Genomic DNA, 20,602 nt, shown 5'->3' on the forward strand with positions numbered 1-20,602 from the left:
CGCCTTCTTTTCTGTACTGGTCTGCATGTGTTAACCGTTCGTTTTTTGATTGATGAATAAACATCCTTTTTTGATTTGATTGATAAATAGACTCCGAAGGGTGTGATGAAGACCCTGATTATTTTTTAGTGTAAACTGACTACCCTGCTCATTACCCAGTTGGTATCGTTTTTTTTCCAGATAACAATAAACTTGCTAGGTTCAGATATGGCATTGGGTTCTTGGTTGTTGTGAAATTGATGCATGCCTATCTGTACTGCCCCAAAATTCTTGATAGGGTGTACCTCTACACTTTCCTCTAACAAAGTTCTTGTTACTTTTCCGCATATATTATTTTCTATACTTTTTAAAAGCTCGGTTTTATCGGTTGCTAACCCGCCCATGTCATGATAAAACTCAAGGTCTTCGTCATAGAACTGTTTTTGGGTTTCCATATCACAGTTGTTATAGGCCGTAAAATAGGTTTTGTCCAGCTCCATAATAGTTTTGTACAGTTCTGAATCTGTAGGGGCTTGTGCTTGTACCAGACTCGAAAAAAATGCCACGATCGTGAATATTATAATTTTTAATAGTGTCATTATTTTATGAATTTGATGGTTATGGGGTATTCGAACGTTTGTCCGTCGTTTGTTCTAATAGTGGCCAAAATGGTATAAACTATATTGACCACAAATAAGGCCCCTTGCAACAAACCTGTAATGCCTATCGGCAAAAGCCAGGTACCGAACCTAAAATCATCACTGTCAAAATGAATGTTTAGATTGTTGAAATTGTTTAGTCTTAAAAACCCAAAATGTTCAAAGTCAAAAATATTGGGAAAAAAACCGAAAAAGAACGGAATACTTATAAGTCCCAATATAATAGAGTAGAGCAACAGGCTTATCTGAAAATTTAAAGCTTGTTTTCCATTATGGTCCACAAACTCATACTCTTTCTTGTTTGCCGTCCATAATACCAACGGAACGATGAAGTTTCCGAACGGAATAAAAAATTTAGAAAACGTACTCGCATGTATAAGTGCGGAGAGATTTCTTTCGTGTTTGGTTACTGTTTCTGTCATGGTTCGTTCTTTGCTGATGATTGATTGATGTGTTACTATGTTTAGACCAAATATGTTGATAACATAATAACTTACAATGCAAATATATATCTAAAAGAAGGTACTATGCAACACATAGTACTAAAAATTAACATATTATTAACATTTTAAGATGTGGTTTTTTATCAATACTTTTAGCTAAAATAAGAGTAGCTATGCCTATAAACATTGGTAAATTCAATACGTTTATGTTTTTTAAGTTGCCTTCTGCATGGTGGTGCGGGGTACGTTTGCGATATATGGATAAAGAGAAGGCAATAGTGTCCGTTAAGTATAAATGGTTTAATCAAAATCCGTTTAATTCTATGTTTTGGGCCGTTCAAGGTATGGCTGCCGAACTTACGACAGGGGCAATGATGATGGACCAAATAAAGGAAACGGGTAAAAGAATCTCGATGTTGGTGGCCAATAACAAAGCCAATTTTTCAAAGAAGGCTACAGGTAAGATTACCTTTACCTGTGAGGACGGTCATTTAATAAAAGAAGCTTTGGATAAGACCATTGCTACCGGTGAAGGACAGACCATATGGATGAAATCTATTGGGGTAAACGAAGATGGGGTAGTGGTAAGTACTTTTGATTTTGAGTGGACCGTTCGGTTAAAAAGTTAAACATAAGGTCTTCGTATATTTTACAATACTTCATGTGTTGATTACAGCCTGCCTTACAAATTAAGGTTATGTTAAGGTTGATACAAAAAAAGTGGTTGGTAGATAAAACAGCTGTTTTGCTCTACACAGTTCTACGAGATATCTATTATGATTGATTCTACTATAGATTTTAAACACTTTTACGGTGTTTAGAACAAATTGGTTTGTTCTAAAAACAACTAATAAAGTAGGATTATAATATGAAAAGAGCTTTGATTGTTTTAACGTTGATGATAGGTGGTGTGATTTATGCCCAAGAAACGGATGATGTCTACATGAACACGGAATTTCTTCCCACGGCAGATGTTGGCAGTTTTGTAAAATTGGAAGCCGGAATTTCTATTCCACTTTTAAATACCAGTAAAGACAGGCTTTCTGTAGGGGGGTACTTTCAAAATAATAGTTTAAACTATGAGGATAAAAATGTTCCTTTCGAAACGGATGACATTGAAACATTCAATGCCTTTGGGTTAAAATTCAATTATCAAAGAAGTTTATCCAATAATTGGGCCATTAATTTCATGGGAGGGTCACAGATTTCTTCCAATTTTGATGAAAGTGAAATTGGGTCCGATGATATATTTTTTAATGCATTGGTCACGGTAGATAAATTTAATGAGGAAAATAATACCCAATGGACCTTTGGTGCAACGTATGATATAAATTATGGTCTATATTATCCAATACCTATAGTAACTTATACCAAAAGAATAAGCGATGCATGGGCCTATAAATTAGGTGTACCCGATAGCCGGGTAAAATGGACCTTGTCCGATCATCATAATTTTGAGGGTTTTGCCACCTTAACCGGGTTTACGGGTAATATAAACGACGAAATAGAAATTTATAAAGAAGATTATGAGGGAACGTTGAGGCAAACCACCGTTTTATTGGGATTAGGTTATAACTATACATTTTGGGACAATTTTAAAGCAACCGTTAATGGTGGATATTCGGTATACAACCATATGCAGGTTCAAGATTATGACCATGAAGAAATATATGATTTTGATATCTCCAACAGCCTTTATATAAGTGCAGGCATTAAATATACTTTTGATAACAAAACCAAGATAAAGAGTGTTCACTAATTGCTATGGTATATACACGAGCATAGATGTATAGGGCAATAGCCTTTCTGTTCGTATCTTTTTTTGCATTTTAATAAAGCAAAGTAATTTTTGTAACAAAAATTATCATTTTGCTACTGATGTTGTAAACCTTAAAAACATCGATCAAAAATGAATGCACACGAAATAGACTACGAGATTTACGGAGAAGAAATGCAATATGTAGAAATAGAGCTAGACCCACAAGAGGCGGTTGTGGCCGAGGCGGGTAGCTTTATGATGATGGACACCGATATAAAAATGAATACTATTTTCGGTGATGGAAGCAACCAGGACAATAGCGTTCTAGGAAAAATATTCTCTGCAGGAAAAAGAATGTTGACGGGGGAAAGCCTTTTTATGACCGCTTTTTTAAATATAGGTCAGGGTAAAAAGAAAGTAAGTTTTGCTTCCCCTTATCCCGGTAAAATACTTCCCATAGACCTCTCGGAAATAGGAGGTAGGTTCATTTGTCAAAAAGATGCCTTTCTATGTGCGGCAAAAGGAGTTTCCGTAGGTATCGAATTTTCTAAAAGATTGGGGAGAGGGCTCTTTGGTGGCGAAGGCTTTATCATGCAAAAATTGGAAGGTGACGGTATGTCCTTCGTACATGCCGGAGGTACACTGGCGAAAAAGACCTTGGCTCCGGGTGAGGTTTTAAAGGTAGATACAGGCTGTATCGTAGGCTTTACCAAAGATGTAGATTATGATATTGAGTTTGTTGGGGGTATTAAAAATACAATTTTCGGAGGTGAAGGACTGTTCTTTGCAACCTTAAGGGGTCCAGGTACGGTATATATCCAATCATTGCCATTTAGTAGATTGGCGGGTAGGGTTTTGGCTTCGATACCAAGAGGCGGTAAAGATAAGGGAGAAGGTAGTATACTAGGAACTTTGGGTGATATTGTTGGTGGTGATAATAGGTTTTAGTGTATAGATTATCTTTTTTTGCATCAAAATGATAATAGCAAGTATAGTATTTGATGCCTATGAACTTTAAGAACCAAATCGAATTTCTAAAGCAACTACAGAAAAACAATTCGAAAGATTGGATGGACGCCAATCGAAAATGGTACCTACAAGTACGTGATGAGTACATAGATTGGTTAAATAGTATGAATATTAGACTTTCATCTATCGATGATGACTATTATGATACGCCGGGCAAAAAGGGAATCAACAGGATCAATAACAACCTTATGTTCCATCCTAATAAACCTGTTTATAAAGATCATTTTGGAGCAGGTTTTGATAAAAGGCCAAAAACGGCGGATTTCTATTTTGAACTGGGAATAGAGCGATGCATTTTTGCAGGCGGACTTTGGCGATCAGAACCAAAAGTATTAAGGAGTGTACGAGATGCTATCGATTATGATGGAGAAAATCTTGAGAAAATATTAAATAAAAAGTCCTTCAAAAATCGTTTTGGAGGACTTTATAAAGATGTTAAACTAACGAACGCACCAAAAGGGTTTGCAAAAGACCACAGGCATATAGAGCTGCTAAAAAATAAAACTTTTGCGGTAGCCCAAGAGTTTTCGACAGAGGAAACCTTTAAAAACAATTTTGAAGATATGCTAGTGGAGGCCTATCTAGAAATGTTGCCCTTTAGGCGCTATTTAAACAAAGCTATCAGCGTATAGCTAGTTGTCGGAGTCCGAAGCGGGAATCAACTTAGCACTTAAGTCTGGGGTTTCCATATCCTTGTCCAAAGGAAACATAGGTCTTTTGATATTTTTATAGCCAAGACGTTCGAGGTCTTGATCAACCCCACCTGGAGTCAAGGCCATTATCCAATCTCCTCGCATATCATATAATTCAGGAACCAAATACCCTATTTTGACTACGACGATAGCGGTTTCTGTAGGTTTAAGCCCCAAATCGGTGAAGTCGCTCTTATAATGGTATGGCTTTCGTTTTTTGGTAACTATAACATGTACACTGCCTATTTTTACAACGACCTCTACCTCCGCATCACGATCCCCTTCCTTAATGGCTTCAATGGTTCCCGTTAAAAGTAATGGCGGGGCAAATCTATCGTCCACCGCGGCACCTGCCAAGGCACTTATATCACCACCAACACCTATTTCCAAGGCTTTTTCAACAAGTTCTGGGCCTGGTATGGAAGCATAGATCAATGATGGTCCGTTATCAGTTTTAAATTCAGGGCGAGCCAAAATCTCACGCAGCGTCCATGTAACATCACCGGCACCACCAGCCGTAGGGTTATCACCCATATCACTGATCATAAACGGCTTTTTATCACTACTAAGCGCCATTTTTAGGCTTTCGTCCAATGTGGCCACGGGGGCAACAAACTCAAACTCGTTGCGAACATCCCAAAAAGCCTTGGCTAGTTTCTCGGCTCCAGAAGTCACCTTTTCCTTATCATCTCCTGTAACCATTACCACAGCATGGTTTCTAGGTTCGTCGGCCCATGCATAGCCGATCCATATGGCAGCATCTATGATCCCGTCTTGATCGGCAACTTCGGGTACTTTGGCATATAGACTTTTTCCTGGTTCTATACGTGTACTGGTTTTTTCGCCAGGTAATAAAATAGGTACGGGTATCCAAGCTTTGTAGGCAGGTTTGCCCTTACCACTTTCCAATCGTTCCAATAGGTTAATTATGGAACGCTCTTTTGATTCCAGTGCATCCTCATGTGGTGCCATACGATAACAAGTGATCAAATCGCTATGTTTGGCCAAAGTTTCGGAAACATTACCATGTAGGTCCATAGAGGTGGAGACAACAACATCGGGGCCGATCACTTCTCGGATCCGTGTAATAAGATCCCCTTCGGCATCTTCCAACCCAACTACGCTCATAGCACCGTGTATATCAAAAAAGAGTCCGTCATAAGGCCCGTTTTCCTCAAGCATTTTTAAAGTTTTCTGAACCATTGATTCGTAGGCTTCGCGGGTTACGATACCCCCTGGCAAAGACTTGCCCAATAGGGTAGGTATCCAATCGGCTCGCTTTCTTATATCACTGCCTTCATCAAAAAAGTGATACTTGCCAAAAATAGAATCCCCAATTCTGGCATGAAAAGCCTCTTCGCCGGTTTGTGCAGGTGAAAAGGTACTGGATTCTATACCCAGTCCGGCGATAGCAATTCTAGGAAGTTTGTTTTGGGTATCACTGTTTTTTCTCTCGTCTTTGCAGCTGAAAATCGATAAAACAAGAAGAAGTAAAGGAATGTATTTTTTCATTTTTGGTTGTATTGGTTCTTTAAAAATACTATTATTTTCTTATTGTTATAAAGGTGGTTGGTTGCCATTTTTTTCATTAATGATATATTTGATCATTGAATTCTAATATCGAAGAAATACTGTAGAGTAGAACGGAAATAGGTTTTCTATTTAAAAATTACATATGCCCAATAGTAAAGTAAGAAATATAAAAAAGGAACTGTTGTCCGATAATTGGTACACCTTAAACAAGTTTACCTTTGAATATCAAAAGGATGACGGTACATGGGAAAAGCAAAGTAGAGAGGCCTACGACCGAGGTAATGGTGCTGCGATATTACTTTATAATTCGAAAAAGGGAACTGTGGTGTTGACCAGGCAATTTCGAATGCCCACTTATGTAAACGGCAATGATGATGGAATGATGATAGAGGTCTGTGCCGGCCTTTTGGACGGTGATGCACCCGAAGATTGTATTAAAAAGGAAATTGAGGAGGAGACCGGATATAAAATTGAAAACGTTCAACGTGTTTTTGAAACATACATGTCTCCAGGATCTGTTACCGAAATACTATATTTGTTCGTTGGGGCTTATGAGGATCAAATGAAAGTAGGAGAAGGCGGTGGTGCAGATCATGAAACAGAGAACATAGAGGTAATGGAAATTACGTTCAAAGAAGCATTGGAGAAAGTAAAAACAGGCGAAATCCGTGACGCTAAGACCATAATACTTTTGCAATATGCCCAAATTAATGGCCTATTGTAATTAGGAATAGATCATTATATGCTTAATATCCTGTTCTTAACTGTTCCATAATGTTGAGCATTCTATTTTTAAGGTCAGAGGAAGAATTTCTAAAATTATTGTTCATAAAGCTAAAAATCAGAATCTTTCCCGATTCGGTTTTTAAATAACCGCTTAGACAATAGATATTGCTCATGCTGCCGGTCTTTGCGAACATATATGGGTGGCCCGTTTCACTATGCCAGTTTTTAAAAGGATTAGATGTATCGATGGCCGGAAAAATATTAAAAAGTCTATCTGTAGAAACTTCTTTATAGAGTTTGTTCAATACATAGACCATTGATTGTGGTGTAAACAAATTATATCTAGAAAGTCCCGAGCCGTCTACCCATCGTGGTTCTTGGGGCAACATTTTAAGGTCATTTTCCAATATATAGTTTCTGGCGTTTTTACTATTAAGGGTATCCGTTAAGATACCAGAGGAAAGCATTAACAATTGCTCTGCGATAAAATTATCGCTTTCGTGCATCAATCTAACATAAAGAGAATCGGCATGTATGCCGTAGAGTGTTTTTTTATTGCCTTCGGGCATGTTCGTTACAGTAACAATAGGTTTTTTAAGGATATGCTCTAAAATGGCCGTAGTGGTAGTAGTTTTAGTTATAAAAGGTATTTCCAACGTATCTTTTCTATTGCTATTAAAATAAAAGAGATTCCGATGTATTTCCCTGTTGTGAAGGTTGGTCATATTTATGACGCTATCCGCAAAATAATTCGGAGATATGGTATGTTGGGGATTCTCGTATAGCAATACGACATTTCCATAAACGGGAAAACCGTTACGCTCGGCCGCATAGTACCACTCATAGTCGTCCCATGACCACCCTGGGCCCATTGGGGTATCTAGAAAATTATCTGGGTAAAAAGCAAGATTGTTTTCGTGTTTTAGAAATTTAAAAGCTGTGCTGTCCTTTAAATAGGGATGCAAAAAAGATGGGTCGCCCGTACCTTCAAAAAAAAGGGTATCGTTGTGTTCAAGATAGTTAAGGGCGGGTATATTTTGTGGTAGTGTTTTAAGGGCGGTATATAGGGTAAAGATTTTGGTATTACTGGCGGGAATGAAATAATGGTCACTGTTATGGCTGTACAAAGTATCACTAGAAATAGGGTCTATTACCAATAACCCCGTAAACTGATTTTTAAAAAAAGAAGATTGAAATGAGCGGTCAATTGCCTTAACGCTTTTCTTTCGTAGCCCGGCGCAGCTAATTGTGACGGATATAATAATTAGGATTATTATTTTATTTTTCATTTAACAATTTGTGTATGTTATGATAAATCAGGTAATTATAATTTTTTTGTATTTTTAAAAAGGTAATAGTCAGTACTTTATGATGTAAACGAGTTTAACATATTTACATTGATTTTAACTTTTTACCTACAATATTATTAGATCATTTCGGTTTAAATTTACAGAACAACTAATTAAAAACGCGCTACATGGCTAGAACAATGTTAGAGTATAGTAAAACTGTACTTAAGAAGGTTAGTTTTGATGCTAAATTATTTTATAAGGAATTGAAAAAAGCACTTGTAAGATTACTGCCCGAAGAGGTGGAGGAATTAAAAATCTGGTTAGAGACTTTTGTAATAGATAAACCAGAGCTACAAAAAAGTTTAATCTACATAAAAGAATAATATAAAAGCCACTTACTAAGTGGCTTTTATTATTTAAAGAACGGTTTTGTCCGTATATAGAATCCCGTAATTAACGGAGCAGTATGTTTTTATTTGCTCAAAGGGCTGATTATTTTTACATCCTGAAAAGCAATGGCGCCCCTTACTACAGCCGAAATAACTTCTCTAAGAGCTTCTGTAATTTGTATTTTCAGCTCTTTTTTATGGTAAATGAGACTAACTTCCCTTGCTGGTGATGGGTCTACAAAATATTTTAAGTTTTGTTTTCTCTTGTCTTCGAGTTCCAATGTGTTCAGAAAGGGAAGCAAGGTCATTCCCAGCCCTTCGTCTGATAAATTTATCAAGGTTTCGAAACTGCCACTTTGCAATTGAAAATTGTCTTCCCCAGATTTTCTGGAAGATTTGCAAAGGTTCAACACGCCATCCCTAAAGCAATGCCCATCTTGAAGCAAAAGAATGTCAGAGGTGTCCAAATCATCGGTTTTTAGTTTTGAAGCGGAACTCAAACGATGATTTTGTGGCACGTAGCCCACAAAAGGTTCGTAGTAAAGAGGCCGTTCTTTTAAAAAATCGACTTCTAAAGGGGTTGCAGCTATGGCGGCATCTAAATGTCCATCTTCCAGATTTTCAATGAGTCGCTCCGTATTTTGTTCTTTTATGATAAGGTTTACCTTGGGGTATTTGTTAATAAAGGTCTTTAAGAACATTGGTAAAAGCGTTGGCATAATCGTAGGGATGATGCCCAAGGTAAAGTCTCCGCCAATGTATCCTTTTTCTTGATCTACAATGTCTTTGATCCTATTGGCCTCATTAACGATGTTTTTGGCCTGGTCTACAATTTTTTTCCCTACTTCTGTAACGGTAATCGGTTTTTTTCCACGATCAAATATCTGTATATCTAGCTCATCCTCAAGTTTTTGAACCTGCATACTTAAAGTAGGCTGTGTTACAAAACTCTTTTCTGCGGCCAAGGTAAAATTTTGGTGTTCGGCCACCGCTAATACATATCTTAATTGTGTAATGGTCATGTTAATAATTTTGGGCTATAAAGGTATTAAACCTATCAATTAAGTTTATGATAAACATCATATTTATTCAATACTTTTATACCCAAATTAAGTTGTAATAATAAGTTTAACCATAAATAATAAAAACAGAATATGAAACTCAACAGTATAGGGTTAGATGCAGAAAAGTCTAAGATGTTGGCCAAGGATTTAAACATACTTTTGGCCAATTTTCAGAGGTACTATCAAAATTTAAGAGGTATTCATTGGAATATTAAGGGAAAACGCTTTTTTGACCTTCATGTAAAGTTTGAAGAGTTGTATAACGACGCAAACCTTAAGGTAGATGAAATTGCAGAGCGTATTTTAACTCTAGGTGGAGTACCGTTACACACGTTTGAAGATTATATTGAAAATTCTTCTGTGCCCGTGGGCAAAAACATAACCAAAGATGATGATGCGATACGATTGATCGTAGATTCTTTAACAGAATTGTTATTGATAGAAAGGGGTATTCTAAATGCTTCGGACGAGGCAAATGATGAAGGCACCAATTCTATGATGAGCGATTTTATTTCTGAGCAGGAAAAAACGGTTTGGATGATGAAAGCTTGGTTGGCGGAAGAAATATAGTAGTGTCCACTCCATAAAAAAAGACCTTCGATCGAAGGTCTTTTTTTTTATAAAATTTTGATGATTTTAAAATCTGAAGCGTAAAGCAAGGTCTTTATCGGCGACCTTGAATTTTGCGCTCTCAAAAGTTGGTGGCCCATATGACATTTCGCCAGATGTAGCATAGCTCTCCTTGGGCATACCATTGGATTCAAAGTCCATTCTGTTGTTTTCGTTTTCGTCGTGCATCAACATTAATGCAAAAGTCCCTGGTTTAACATCAGAAAAAACAAGGGTAACCTCTCCTGTAGTGGCATCAACACTTGTATTCATAATACCGGGACCTTTCATAAAGGTTTCCGAAGTGTGTAAAGAGCCAATTACCTTTCCTTGGTCAGAAAGTATGTTCTCTATGGTCACTTTCACGGTAACTCCTTTATTGTCTTGGGCCCTTAAAGCGAAAGTGGCCAATGTAAAAACTAAAATAAGTACTAATCTTTTCATGTGCGTGGTTTTAAAAGTTATTTGATATTTCAAATGTCTACCATTAGTACTGCTTCATAAAAACAGAATCTCTCAACTGTTGTTTTTTGTGAGTGAACTGTAAGCTGAAAATTGTCTTTCAATTCAGTGTTCATAATCTACGGTTCGGTAAAAACAATTGGTTTAGGTTGTTAATTAAGAACAGTTTTGTGGTGTAAAATCGACAACAACGAACGTATGAAAACTGTAGCGACCTTATTTCTTTTATGTATAAGCTCTATTACCATGGGGCAGACCATAATATCTGGCAAGGTGAGAGATGTAAAAGGCAACCCCATAGAAGGTGCCAATGTATATTTAGAGGGCACTTATGACGGAGCGTCTACAGATGTTAAGGGGAATTTTTCTTTTGAAACAACAGAAACGGGTACCCAAAACCTAATTGTTTCTATGGTCTCTTTTGAAACCTATTCTCAAGTAGGTGACCTCTCTTATCTTAAGGATTTGGATATAACCTTACATGAGGCTATAAACCAGTTGAACGGGGTTACTTTAACGGCCGGTAGCTTTAAGGCAGGCGATAATTCGAAGGCTTCGGTTTTAAAACCATTGGATATAGTGACCACAGCGGGTGCTGCAGGTGATTTTGTGGCCGCCTTACAAACATTGCCCGGAACGTCTACGGTAAACGAAGATGGAAGATTGTTCGTAAGGGGAGGTGCCGCAGGGGAGACACAGGTGTTTATAGATGGTTTAAGGGTGTTTCAACCCTTTAGCGCTACGGCGAACAACATACCTACAAGGGGAAGATTCTCACCTTTTCTTTTTAAGGGCATCACATTTAGTACAGGAGGTTATTCTGCAGAATACGGTCAGGCCCTTTCCAGTGTTCTGTTATTGAATACCACCGACATTCCAGATCAAGAAAAAACCGATATTTCCATTATGTCCGTCGGGGGTGGCATAGGCCATACCAAGATATGGGGCAAAGAGTCTTTAAGTATCAATACTTCGTATATAAACCTTTCTCCATATCAATCATTGGTGCCAGCCAACCAAGATGTACGGTGGAACAAGCCCTATGAATCAATTTCTGGGGAGGCCGTTTTTAGAAGTATGGGAGACAAGAGTATGTTTAAACTTTACTCGGGTTTTAACCATGCCAATATGGATATTGAACAAGAAGATATCAACTATGAGGAATATGTGCCTTTTCAATTAAAAAACAACAACCTTTACGTGAATACATCGTATAGGCATTTTTTGGAAAATGAATGGACCATTACCTCTGGAGCCAGTATCTCTATGGATAAGAATGATATCGGGATATTGGATGATACGGTCGATTCGAAAGAAACGGCAACTCATATAAAGACGAAGGTGGGCAAGAATTTTACCAGTAGGTTTCAATTAAATTTTGGGGCGGAATATTTTTTCAATAACTATGATGAATCCTTTAAGGAAGAAATAGGTTCTGAATACATTTATGGGTATCAAGATAATTTACTGGCGGCTTTTGTAGAATCGGATATTTTCTTCAGTAATAAATTTGCAATGAAAATAGGGGGCAGGTTGGAAAACAGTAATCTTTTGGATCAGGTTACCTTGGCACCAAGGATGTCACTGGCCTACAAGAGTGGAGAAAAAGGGCAATTTTCTTTGGCATACGGCGATTATTACCAAAATCCTTGGACAGAGTATTTAAAATTTAATCAAGACCTAAAGGCAGAAAAAACATCGCACTATATTTTAAACTATCAATACTTGGGCAATGGCAAGACCTTTAGGGCGGAGGCCTATTATAAAACATACAATAACTTGGTAAAGTTTAATACCCAATTGCCTCAATTTGATTCTGAATATTCGAATGCCGGTAGTGGATATGCTTCGGGACTTGATATTTTCTGGAGAGATAACAAGAGCATAAAGAATCTTGATTATTGGATTTCGTATTCTTTTTTGGATACAGAAAGGGACTATAGAAATTTTACCCAAAAAGCAACACCTACTTTTGCGCCCAAACACAGTTTTTCTTTGGTAACCAAATATTGGTTGGAAGATTGGCGGTCTCAAATTGGGTTTTCATATAATTATGGGTCCGGTAGACCGTATGATAACCCCAATACGACGGCTTTTATGAACGAGAAAACAAAGGCATACAATAATTTGAGCATTAACTGGGCCTATTTGGTCTCCCCACAAAAAATCTTGTATTTATCGGTTAGTAATGCGGCAGGTTTTAACAATATAAACGGGTATCAATACGCGGACACTCCAAACGACCTTGGGCGTTACGATCGTAGGGCCATACGGCCTACGGCAGACACTTTTTTCTTTGTTGGTTTCTTTTGGACCATTAGTCAAGATAAAAAAAGCAATCAATTGGACAATCTGTAAATCAAATTTTCACGGTCATTAGCAGGTGCATACTAATTATCTGAAGTATACATTTTGTCTTGATCATGGGTATTGGTGTGTCTGGCGAACCATTTGGCAATTACATTTTCAGCAGGTTTAAAACGTGGAGAAAAATCGAGGTCTGTCTCTGCACTTTCCCTAGTAGTTCTCGTATGCCATTGCCAGATATAAACACCAGCAAACCATGGTTTGTTCCAGTTTTTTTTAAACATAGCTTCATAGGCCAACTGTTGTGTCATGTCAGATTTTTTTTCTGACAATTTGCTGAAGTACGAAGTCCATTCCCATGGTTTTATAGTGGCGTCTGGAGTACTTTTATAACCAACCTCGGTAAAGAGAATAGGTTTTTCATATTTTTTATGTACGTTTTCTAAGGCTTCCAAATGCTTGTCCCATCCTTTTTCAATAGCTTCCAAAGAGGGGTTTTCTTCTTTGGTGAGTGGAAAATAGGCCTGAATGCCAATATAATCTAGTTGGTCCCAAAAAGTAATATGCTCGTATTCATCGTGCCAATTGGCGGCATAGGTTAGTTTACCGTCATAGATTTCCCTAATTTCCTTGATCAATAGCTCCCATTTTTCGGGTTGGTTTTTAATGGAGGTCTTTAGCTCTGTTCCAATACAAAACAATTCTGCTTTAGTATCCTGTGCCATCTTCGCGTAACGTAACATATGAACACGGTACGAGTTAAACCAAGTATCCCACTCCTTTTTGTTGGATAAGGAGATGTTGGAACGCCATCCATTTCGTAACCATAAATGGGGCTTTAGGTGAACCCGAAGGTTTTTAGAATGTAAGTCGTTGATCGCCCGTATCATATTAGAGTCTCGCCGAGAATAAGTTTCAAGGTTGTTAGGAGCCCTTACGTGATCACTGTTTTCATCTTTTTGGTCAATAAAAGGTATTACCGCAACCCACTCAACATTGTTTTTGATGAGGTCGTTTATGGCTTCCGAATTATCATCGGACCATCCAAAAACACTTATACCTCGCTGTTTGTTATCTTTTTCATAAAGGTCTTTCGCATAACCGGTTTTGTTTATGACACTGGTATCCCAATCATAATGGTGCCATTCTCTTGCATTTATAAAAACGATGGTCTTAAAACCTACGAACAGCATTAGTAACGGAAGGCAACATCGGTATAAAAATTGTTTTATGGCTGTGCTGCGTCCTTTGTTTTTTGAAACTTTAATGAAATGTTTGATGGTTAAAAAAAGGGAATAGACCAACATGAACAATACATGGAAACCTAGAAGAAAATTGGGGTTGGAAGCCATTTCAAAAAAGAACAAAGCACTGTCGACGATACTGCGTTCCCTTCTGGAAAAAAGAATGGTAAGCACCATAAAAACCACTACCCAAAGTGATATGTATATCAGTGCTAAATTCTTGACCCTCTTTTTCAATCTACGTATTTAATTATGTTTGTTCCCCATCTTATCGGCAATGGCTTTGGCATTAAAATCTCGCTGTTTTAACTCGGTAATTATTTGTGAATGGTCCTCTTCTCGTCCTTGAGACAATTTGTAGGTGGCCTGTATATCGGTAATATTAATTTGAAACCCTACGACCCCCTTAATTTGTTTCATGGTCTTTTCGGAGAGGTTGTGTATGGATACGGGGTTTTCGGAATCTTTTTCGTATTTGTCCACCAGCTTGTGCATAGACGCCAAAACAGCCTCTTCCTCTAAAATTTGTATCGTGCCGTATACATGTACCGCTATATAGTTCCAAGTTGGTACTTCTTCTTCATGGTACCACGAAGAGGATATATAACTATGCGGACCATTAAAAATACAGAGCACCTGACTCTCATTTTCAAATGACCGCCATTGTGGGTTTGCTCTTGAGATATGGCTTATGAGTACATCGTTGCCATTCTCGTCCACATCCAATTCTAGCGGTATATGGGTAGCCCATGGTTTATTGTCTACCTGATTTATTAGAATACCAAAACTGTTATGTTTTATAAAGTCTTTTACCTCTGATAAATCCTCGTTTTTGTAATGGTTGGGTATATACATAGTATAAAAGTAACCAAAACATCGATTCGTAAAACGATCTTTCTTTAAGTGATGGGTTTTAAGGCAATAAACGTGTTAAAGCCTTCTTTTAAAAGAAAAGCCCCATACATTTTATTGCATGGGGCTTTTGGGCTTTTTATTTGAAAGAGCGTTAAAAGATCAATCTATGGTCAAATGTGCCATTACCGGTAAATGATCAGAGATATGTTTGTTGTTCTCCATGCGATCATCGATATGTTGGTAACTGTTTACTTCAAAATTCTGAACAAAAATATAATCGATTCTTTCGTCCAGAATTTTATTATGGTCAAAACCGCTAAAGGTACCTGTAGGACCATAAAAGGCTTTTTTTGTTGCCGTCTGCCCATCCGTCAACTCTTTTTTAAGAAATTGGATCGGTTTTGTTTCTGGAGTGCGGTTCAAATCGCCCATGAGCACTACGGGCAAGTTATCTTTATTGATCTCCTTAATTTTTAAAGCAATCAATTCGGCCGATTTTTCACGTGCCAAAACACCTTTATGGTCAAAATGTGTGTTAAATACCCAAAAACGTTTTTTGGAGCCCACTTCTTCGAATAGGCCATAGGTACAGATACGTTCTAGAGCGGCATCCCAACCAATAGAAACTTTATCGGGCGTTTCGGAGAGCCAAAAAGTATTGTCTTTTAAAAGCTTAAGGTTGTCCGCATTAAATAGAATAGGGGAGTATTCGCCTTTTTTCTTTCCGTCTTCTCTCCCCACACCTATGGCTTTGTATTGGGACAAACTTTCATCCAAATAAACTAATTGCCTTTCCAGTACTTCTTGCATGCCTATGATATCGGGGCTATAGAATTTTAGTAACCTAACCATATCCCCTTTTCTGTCGTTCCAATTGTTAACGGTGTCGTTAACATTGTCATATTTAATGTTATAGGTCAACACTTTTACCGTTTGGCAGTAACTGTTGGATACAACGAGGAGTATCGTTAACGATAAAATAATTTTAAATCTTGACATAAGCTTATTTCTCATCTTTATGTTTATCGAACCAAGCTAAAACACTGGCGATTTTCGCGACCAAATTGCTTGGCCTGTTGGCAATGCCATGACCAGATCCTGGAATACGGACCATAGCGGCCTCTACGCCTTCTAATTTCAAGGCGGTGTAGAATTGTTCGGATTCTGAAATGGGTGTTCGGTAATCCTCCTCACCTGTTAACAACATAGTAGGCGTGGTAACGTTACCGACATAGGATAAGGGAGAGCGTTTAAAATAACTTTCTGGATCTTCCCAAGGTTTTTTGCCGAACCAGTATTTGTAGAAGAAAGCAGGGTTGTCGGCATACAGCACAAAGCTGGTCCAGTTAATCACCGGTTTGGCCACAACGGCCGCTTTAAACCTATCTGTTTTGCCCACTATCCAAGCAGTTAGTACGCCGCCGCCGCTACCACCGGTAACGAATAGATTATTGGTATCCACATATCCTTTTTTTATAACCGCATCCACTCCACTCATCAAATCGTCATAATCGTGGTTCGGATAGTCGTGATGTATCAAGTTTCCAAATTCGGAACCATAGCTGGTGCTTCCCCTTGGGTTGGCATATAATACTACATAACCGGCTGCTGCGTAAGCTTGTATTTCTGCACTGTAAACAGAACCGTAACTGGTAAAGGGGCCGCCGTGTATTTCTAGGATAAACGGATATTTTTTGTTGGGTTCAAAATTGGGAGGCGTTACGATCCACCCTTGTATTTTTCGCTGGTCAAAAGAAGACTCCCACCAAATTTCCTCCACTTTGCCCAAGTTTTTATGGGAAAAGAGATCGTCGTTAACGAAGGTTAATCTTTTGGTTCCCTTTTTATCCGCTACGGCCAGATCCGATGGATGCTGTGTACTGCCAAGTGTCAGGGCAAACCTGTTGTTTTTTGAGACTGAGAAATCGGCGGCGTTATAGGGTCTTCCTAAAGATAGTCCGCCCAAGCCTTCGGCGATGGTCGTTACCTTGCCATCTAAGGTAATGTGTCCTATTTTGGTGTCCCCTTTATCATCGTACTGAAAATAGAGCCCTTTGCCATCGGAGGCCCAATGTACATTGGCAATACCTCTATCAAAGTCCCCCGAAAGCAATTTAGAGTTTGTACCATCGGTATTCATTACATAAAGCTCCGCCATTTGATAACCCAAGAATTTATCGTCATTTCCGGTATATGCAATCTGTTTGCCATTGGGTGAAAGTACGGGGTTGTTATCCGGGCCAAAACGGGTGGTTAAGGGGGTGACGGTATTTGTGTCAAGGTCTAAACGATAAATTTCGCTATTAGCCGGCTCAAAAGCTTCTTCGGGGTTAAAATTAGCCGAAAAATACAGGCTCTTATTGTCTTTTGACCATATGGGAGCACCATGGTTAAAAGGCTCGGAGGTAAGTTGCCTGGGTGTACCACCATCTATGGATAATGTGAACAATTGATTGTGGCCCGATTTCAGGTAGCCTTGGCCATCGCCCCTATATTTTAATTTGTCTATATAGGTAGGTGGGGTGTTCCATTTGGCACCTTCGGGTTTTTGGGGCATTTTTATGAGCGACTGCTCTTTTTCGGGAACGAACATGGTAAAGGCCAAATAACGGTCATCGTGCGACCAACTTACGGCACCCGGTGCCTTAGGGGTGTTCGTTAATGGAGCTACTTCCTTCGTATCCATCCACATAATGTAAAGTTTCATTTTATTGTCCGCCATGTTCGACTTAAAAATGATTTTCTTACCATCGTGTGACCATCTTGGGTAAAAGTCGTTATGGTTGCCAGTGGTCAATGGTCTGTTTTCCGAACCATCGTAATTAACGATCCATAGGTTGGAGAGGTTCTTGTCGGTCATAATGTCCTTAAAGTTTCTCACATAAATAATCTTACTGCCATCTGGCGAAATTTGTGGGTCTGATACATACTCCATGTTAAAAATATCGGTAAGCTCAAGATGTGATGAAACTTGTGCCATGGTAGATACCGAAAACAGTAGAAAAAACAGCGTTTTGATAAAAATTTTCATAATGCTCAATTAGGTTAGAAATAGAAGTTATGAAGATAACGATTATGTATAAAATATGTAAGTATATAAGATGGTAAAGGGGTAGGTATTTAATAGTTTATAACCAAAGTGTTTTTGTTGCTTTTTGTATTTTCACCAAATGGATAAAAGGGGCTATTTACACCAAGTTCATCCGGTACTTCCAGTTTGGGACGTAATAGAGGCATTAAATTTTTATGTAAACCGGTTGGGGTTCAGGATCGCCTTTGCCGATGACCCTAAAAAACCCAAGTATGCCGGTGTTATAAAAGATGCCGTGGAGATACATTTGCAATGGCATGATGCCAAAGAGTGGGATGCTGAAATTGACCGACCTATGTTGAGGATCGTCACCCAGAACATAGAATCCCTGTATCGGGAGTATGGAGAAAGAGAGGTTTTTAATCCTCACACTTTACTAAGGGAAACAGCTTGGGGTACTAAAGAGTTCGCCTTTTATGACCCTTTTAAAAACGGATTGACTTTTTACAGGGATATTTAAAATAGTGTTTTGTAAGTAATTGAAATTCAGTAATTAAATAAAATAGGAATGAAAGTATTATTTATTGGGGGAACAGGAAATATTAGCACACCAAGTAGCAAATTGGCCGTGGCTAAGGGTATGGATCTATATTTACTGAATAGAGGACAGGCCAAGGTACAAATTGAGGGAGCCCAAACCATTATCGGAGATATTAATAAGCCAAACGAGTTGACCGAACTTAAAAAACACGAGTGGGATGTGGTGGTTAACTGGATAGCCTTTACACCCGAAGATATTGAGCGGGATATAGCTTTGTTTAAAGGGAGGACCAAACAATACATTTTTATCAGTTCTGCGTCTTGTTACCAGACACCGTTGAGTTATCCGGTAATAACCGAGTCTACACCTTTGCACAACAATTTATGGGACTACTCGCAAGGTAAAATTCAGTGCGAGGACCGTTTGCAAAAAGCGTATCGCGAAGAAGGGTTTCCCATTACCATTGTTCGCCCCTCGTTAACATACGATACCGTAATACCGATTGCAATAGGTGGATTTAATAAATACAATACCGCAAAACGAATTTTAGAAGGTAAAGAAATTATAATACATGGCGATGGAACATCGTTATGGACGGTAACCCATTCCGATGATTTTGCCAAGGGATTTGTAGGCCTCTTAGGCTTGCAGCCAGCTATTGGCCATGCTTTTCATATTACATCGGATGAGGTATTGAGCTGGAATATGATCTATAAGATTTTAGCGGATGCCTTGGGGAAAGAGGCGAAGGTGGTGCATATAGCCTCTGACTTTATCTGTAAGGTAGAACCATCGTTTACAGGAACTTTATTGGCGGACAAGGCAGAAAGTGTACTTTTTGATAATACCAAGATCAAGACTTTTGTGCCCGGATTCAAGGCAACGATCCCTTTTTCAGAAGGAATCAAAAGAACCATTACATGGTTACAGGAAAAACCGGAGCGACAAAATATAGATTTGGAAACAGAAGCGAAGATCGAGAATGTGTTGAAAGCCTATAAGGAATTATAATTGTAAATTTTTTTAAGGTCTCGTTTTTGAATCCGATTTCATTTAGGAGGTACCGCTATCATTGGCTTTAAAAGTGGCATCTATGGATTGAACATTTTTAAGCTGTTTTTTTTTGTTGGTTGTTTTTAGGCAATTACCGTAAAATAGAACTACGAGAGTGGCTTGTATATCTAGGTTTATTCTTCTATTTCATGATTATTTAAATAATTTTCTATTTTTTGATATAAGAGTGAAGCATCTTTTTTAGCATACTCAAGCCTATTTAGAATGGAATAGGCATAGGTTAATTCTAAATTTGTGAGTTGGTAAAATTTATCCTTACGCATCATTTTTAAAAGAATGGGGATTTCGGCGGGACTTACTGAATCTGGAAATTTAGGGTTAAATACTTTATATGAGTTCATAAAATGCGGATAATCACTCCGTGCATCTGCCCCATATTCATATAAGAATTCTAAATTTAAATAGTACGCAACAATCTCATCACGAATGTCTTGGTCTGAGATTAGGCTAATATTACCTGTACTTGATAATTCATTATAAGTTCTGTCATTAGGGGTAAGCCTGCCGATGCCAAAAATGCCGCCATAAGCTACATCGTTTATAAATGTGGTGGTATCGGTTGGTATTATACCGTTCAGATAGTAATTTTTAGCTTTATTTAAACCTTGTATTTTTTTACCACTTCTTTTAAACCAACTCCTTTCAAAATATAAAGAATCGGATAGTATATCCTCTTGAATGTTCTTTAGATAATTCAATTCTAGTTTTTTGCTTTTGCTGTATTCGTTCGAATTATTGATTTGTAGTGCAATAAGAATACCAAGAACAACGAGAATAATTTCACCTATGGCGTATTTTAGGTACTTGGAGACTTTGCCTTCGGCGAGTAGGTTTCTACGGATTTTTCTAAAGAAATTAATCATTGGTCAATCGTTACGATTTCTCGGCTTCAAATAATTTTGTTTTAGAGGGTT

21 protein-coding genes are annotated in these 20,602 nt (G+C 38.1%); 10 read left to right on the forward strand and 11 right to left on the reverse strand.

From position 1 onward, the window contains the following. Window positions 1-125 precede the first annotated feature (125 nt). Window positions 126-578 carry a nuclear transport factor 2 family protein gene (locus AB657_RS02155; RefSeq protein WP_052958600.1) on the reverse strand — a complete coding sequence of 151 codons (453 nt, stop codon included), beginning with the start codon at window positions 576-578 and terminating at the stop codon, window positions 126-128. Then, window positions 578-1,060: a DUF4870 domain-containing protein gene (locus tag AB657_RS02160; protein ID WP_047244995.1), complete on the reverse strand. Its 483-nt coding sequence runs from the start codon at window positions 1,058-1,060 to the stop codon at window positions 578-580. Before AB657_RS02160 ends, AB657_RS02155 begins: the two co-directional genes overlap by 1 nt. A 194-nt stretch (window positions 1,061-1,254) precedes the next feature. Here AB657_RS02160 and AB657_RS02165 point away from each other — a divergent pair, with 194 nt between their 5' ends. From AB657_RS02165 to AB657_RS02180, 4 genes are all read left to right on the forward strand, one after another. Then, window positions 1,255-1,710, forward strand: coding sequence for a DUF4442 domain-containing protein (locus AB657_RS02165; protein WP_047244996.1), 456 nt, complete (start codon window positions 1,255-1,257; stop codon window positions 1,708-1,710). Window positions 1,711-1,949: 239 nt separating this feature from the next. Then, complete coding sequence (locus AB657_RS02170; protein WP_157491549.1) at window positions 1,950-2,840, forward strand: DUF6268 family outer membrane beta-barrel protein; 891 nt, start codon at window positions 1,950-1,952, stop codon at window positions 2,838-2,840. Window positions 2,841-2,990: 150 nt separating this feature from the next. Next, window positions 2,991-3,788: a TIGR00266 family protein gene (locus AB657_RS02175; protein ID WP_047244998.1), complete on the forward strand. Its 798-nt coding sequence runs from the start codon at window positions 2,991-2,993 to the stop codon at window positions 3,786-3,788. 59 nt (window positions 3,789-3,847) lie between these two features. Further along, entirely contained in the window at window positions 3,848-4,501 is a 654-nt protein-coding gene (locus AB657_RS02180; protein ID WP_047247743.1) for a DUF2461 domain-containing protein, read from the forward strand. Here AB657_RS02180 and AB657_RS02185 read toward each other — a convergent pair whose 3' ends face one another. Next, window positions 4,502-6,073: a M81 family metallopeptidase gene (locus AB657_RS02185; RefSeq protein ID WP_047244999.1), complete on the reverse strand. Its 1,572-nt coding sequence runs from the start codon at window positions 6,071-6,073 to the stop codon at window positions 4,502-4,504. Window positions 6,074-6,236: 163 nt separating this feature from the next. Here AB657_RS02185 and nudK point away from each other — a divergent pair, with 163 nt between their 5' ends. Beyond that, on the forward strand, window positions 6,237-6,818 hold the full coding sequence (gene nudK, locus AB657_RS02190; protein ID WP_047245000.1) for a GDP-mannose pyrophosphatase NudK: 582 nt from the start codon (window positions 6,237-6,239) through the stop codon (window positions 6,816-6,818). Between the two features lie 22 nt (window positions 6,819-6,840). Here the strand turns inward: nudK and AB657_RS02195 are convergent, their stop codons facing one another. After that, entirely contained in the window at window positions 6,841-8,109 is a 1,269-nt protein-coding gene (locus AB657_RS02195) for a D-alanyl-D-alanine carboxypeptidase (RefSeq protein WP_047245001.1), read from the reverse strand. Between the two features lie 188 nt (window positions 8,110-8,297). Between AB657_RS02195 and AB657_RS02200 the strand changes: the two genes are divergently transcribed. Continuing rightward, the gene (locus AB657_RS02200; RefSeq protein WP_047245002.1) at window positions 8,298-8,495 is read left to right on the forward strand and encodes a hypothetical protein; all 198 of its coding nucleotides are present in this window, start codon (window positions 8,298-8,300) and stop codon (window positions 8,493-8,495) included. 89 nt (window positions 8,496-8,584) lie between these two features. On the opposite strand, the gene AB657_RS02205 is transcribed toward AB657_RS02200, so the two are convergent. Further along, window positions 8,585-9,523: a LysR substrate-binding domain-containing protein gene (locus AB657_RS02205; RefSeq protein WP_047245003.1), complete on the reverse strand. Its 939-nt coding sequence runs from the start codon at window positions 9,521-9,523 to the stop codon at window positions 8,585-8,587. Window positions 9,524-9,655: 132 nt separating this feature from the next. Here AB657_RS02205 and AB657_RS02210 point away from each other — a divergent pair, with 132 nt between their 5' ends. After that, entirely contained in the window at window positions 9,656-10,135 is a 480-nt protein-coding gene (locus AB657_RS02210; protein ID WP_047245004.1) for a Dps family protein, read from the forward strand. Between the two features lie 66 nt (window positions 10,136-10,201). On the opposite strand, the gene AB657_RS02215 is transcribed toward AB657_RS02210, so the two are convergent. Further along, window positions 10,202-10,618 carry a DUF2141 domain-containing protein gene (locus AB657_RS02215; protein ID WP_047245005.1) on the reverse strand — a complete coding sequence of 139 codons (417 nt, stop codon included), beginning with the start codon at window positions 10,616-10,618 and terminating at the stop codon, window positions 10,202-10,204. 216 nt (window positions 10,619-10,834) lie between these two features. Between AB657_RS02215 and AB657_RS02220 the strand changes: the two genes are divergently transcribed. Further along, complete coding sequence (locus AB657_RS02220) at window positions 10,835-12,994, forward strand: TonB-dependent receptor (RefSeq protein ID WP_047245006.1); 2,160 nt, start codon at window positions 10,835-10,837, stop codon at window positions 12,992-12,994. Window positions 12,995-13,026: 32 nt separating this feature from the next. Here the strand turns inward: AB657_RS02220 and AB657_RS17585 are convergent, their stop codons facing one another. The 4 genes from AB657_RS17585 to AB657_RS02245 form a co-directional block, all read right to left on the reverse strand. After that, a complete protein-coding gene (locus tag AB657_RS17585) occupies window positions 13,027-14,424 on the reverse strand; it encodes a glycoside hydrolase family 113 (RefSeq protein ID WP_157491551.1) in 1,398 nt (465 codons plus the stop codon). A 9-nt stretch (window positions 14,425-14,433) separates the two neighbouring features. After that, window positions 14,434-15,042 carry an FMN-binding negative transcriptional regulator gene (locus AB657_RS02235; RefSeq protein ID WP_047245008.1) on the reverse strand — a complete coding sequence of 203 codons (609 nt, stop codon included), beginning with the start codon at window positions 15,040-15,042 and terminating at the stop codon, window positions 14,434-14,436. Between the two features lie 159 nt (window positions 15,043-15,201). Next, window positions 15,202-16,041 (reverse strand): endonuclease/exonuclease/phosphatase family protein, encoded by an 840-nt coding sequence (locus AB657_RS02240; RefSeq protein WP_198146861.1) that lies wholly within the window; start codon window positions 16,039-16,041, stop codon window positions 15,202-15,204. A gap of 4 nt (window positions 16,042-16,045) precedes the next feature. Continuing rightward, window positions 16,046-18,073 carry a S9 family peptidase gene (locus AB657_RS02245; protein WP_047245010.1) on the reverse strand — a complete coding sequence of 676 codons (2,028 nt, stop codon included), beginning with the start codon at window positions 18,071-18,073 and terminating at the stop codon, window positions 16,046-16,048. Between the two features lie 139 nt (window positions 18,074-18,212). On the opposite strand from AB657_RS02245, the gene AB657_RS02250 reads away from it, so the two are divergent. Then, a complete protein-coding gene (locus AB657_RS02250) occupies window positions 18,213-18,593 on the forward strand; it encodes a glyoxalase superfamily protein (protein WP_047245011.1) in 381 nt (126 codons plus the stop codon). A gap of 48 nt (window positions 18,594-18,641) precedes the next feature. After that, the gene (locus AB657_RS02255; RefSeq protein WP_047245012.1) at window positions 18,642-19,625 is read left to right on the forward strand and encodes an SDR family oxidoreductase; all 984 of its coding nucleotides are present in this window, start codon (window positions 18,642-18,644) and stop codon (window positions 19,623-19,625) included. Window positions 19,626-19,801: 176 nt separating this feature from the next. Here AB657_RS02255 and AB657_RS02260 read toward each other — a convergent pair whose 3' ends face one another. Continuing rightward, the gene (locus AB657_RS02260; protein ID WP_047245013.1) at window positions 19,802-20,551 is read right to left on the reverse strand and encodes a DUF6090 family protein; all 750 of its coding nucleotides are present in this window, start codon (window positions 20,549-20,551) and stop codon (window positions 19,802-19,804) included. Between the last annotated feature and the right edge of the window lie 51 nt (window positions 20,552-20,602).

The organism is Maribacter thermophilus, from assembly GCF_001020565.1.
Taxonomy (GTDB): domain Bacteria; phylum Bacteroidota; class Bacteroidia; order Flavobacteriales; family Flavobacteriaceae; genus Maribacter; species Maribacter thermophilus.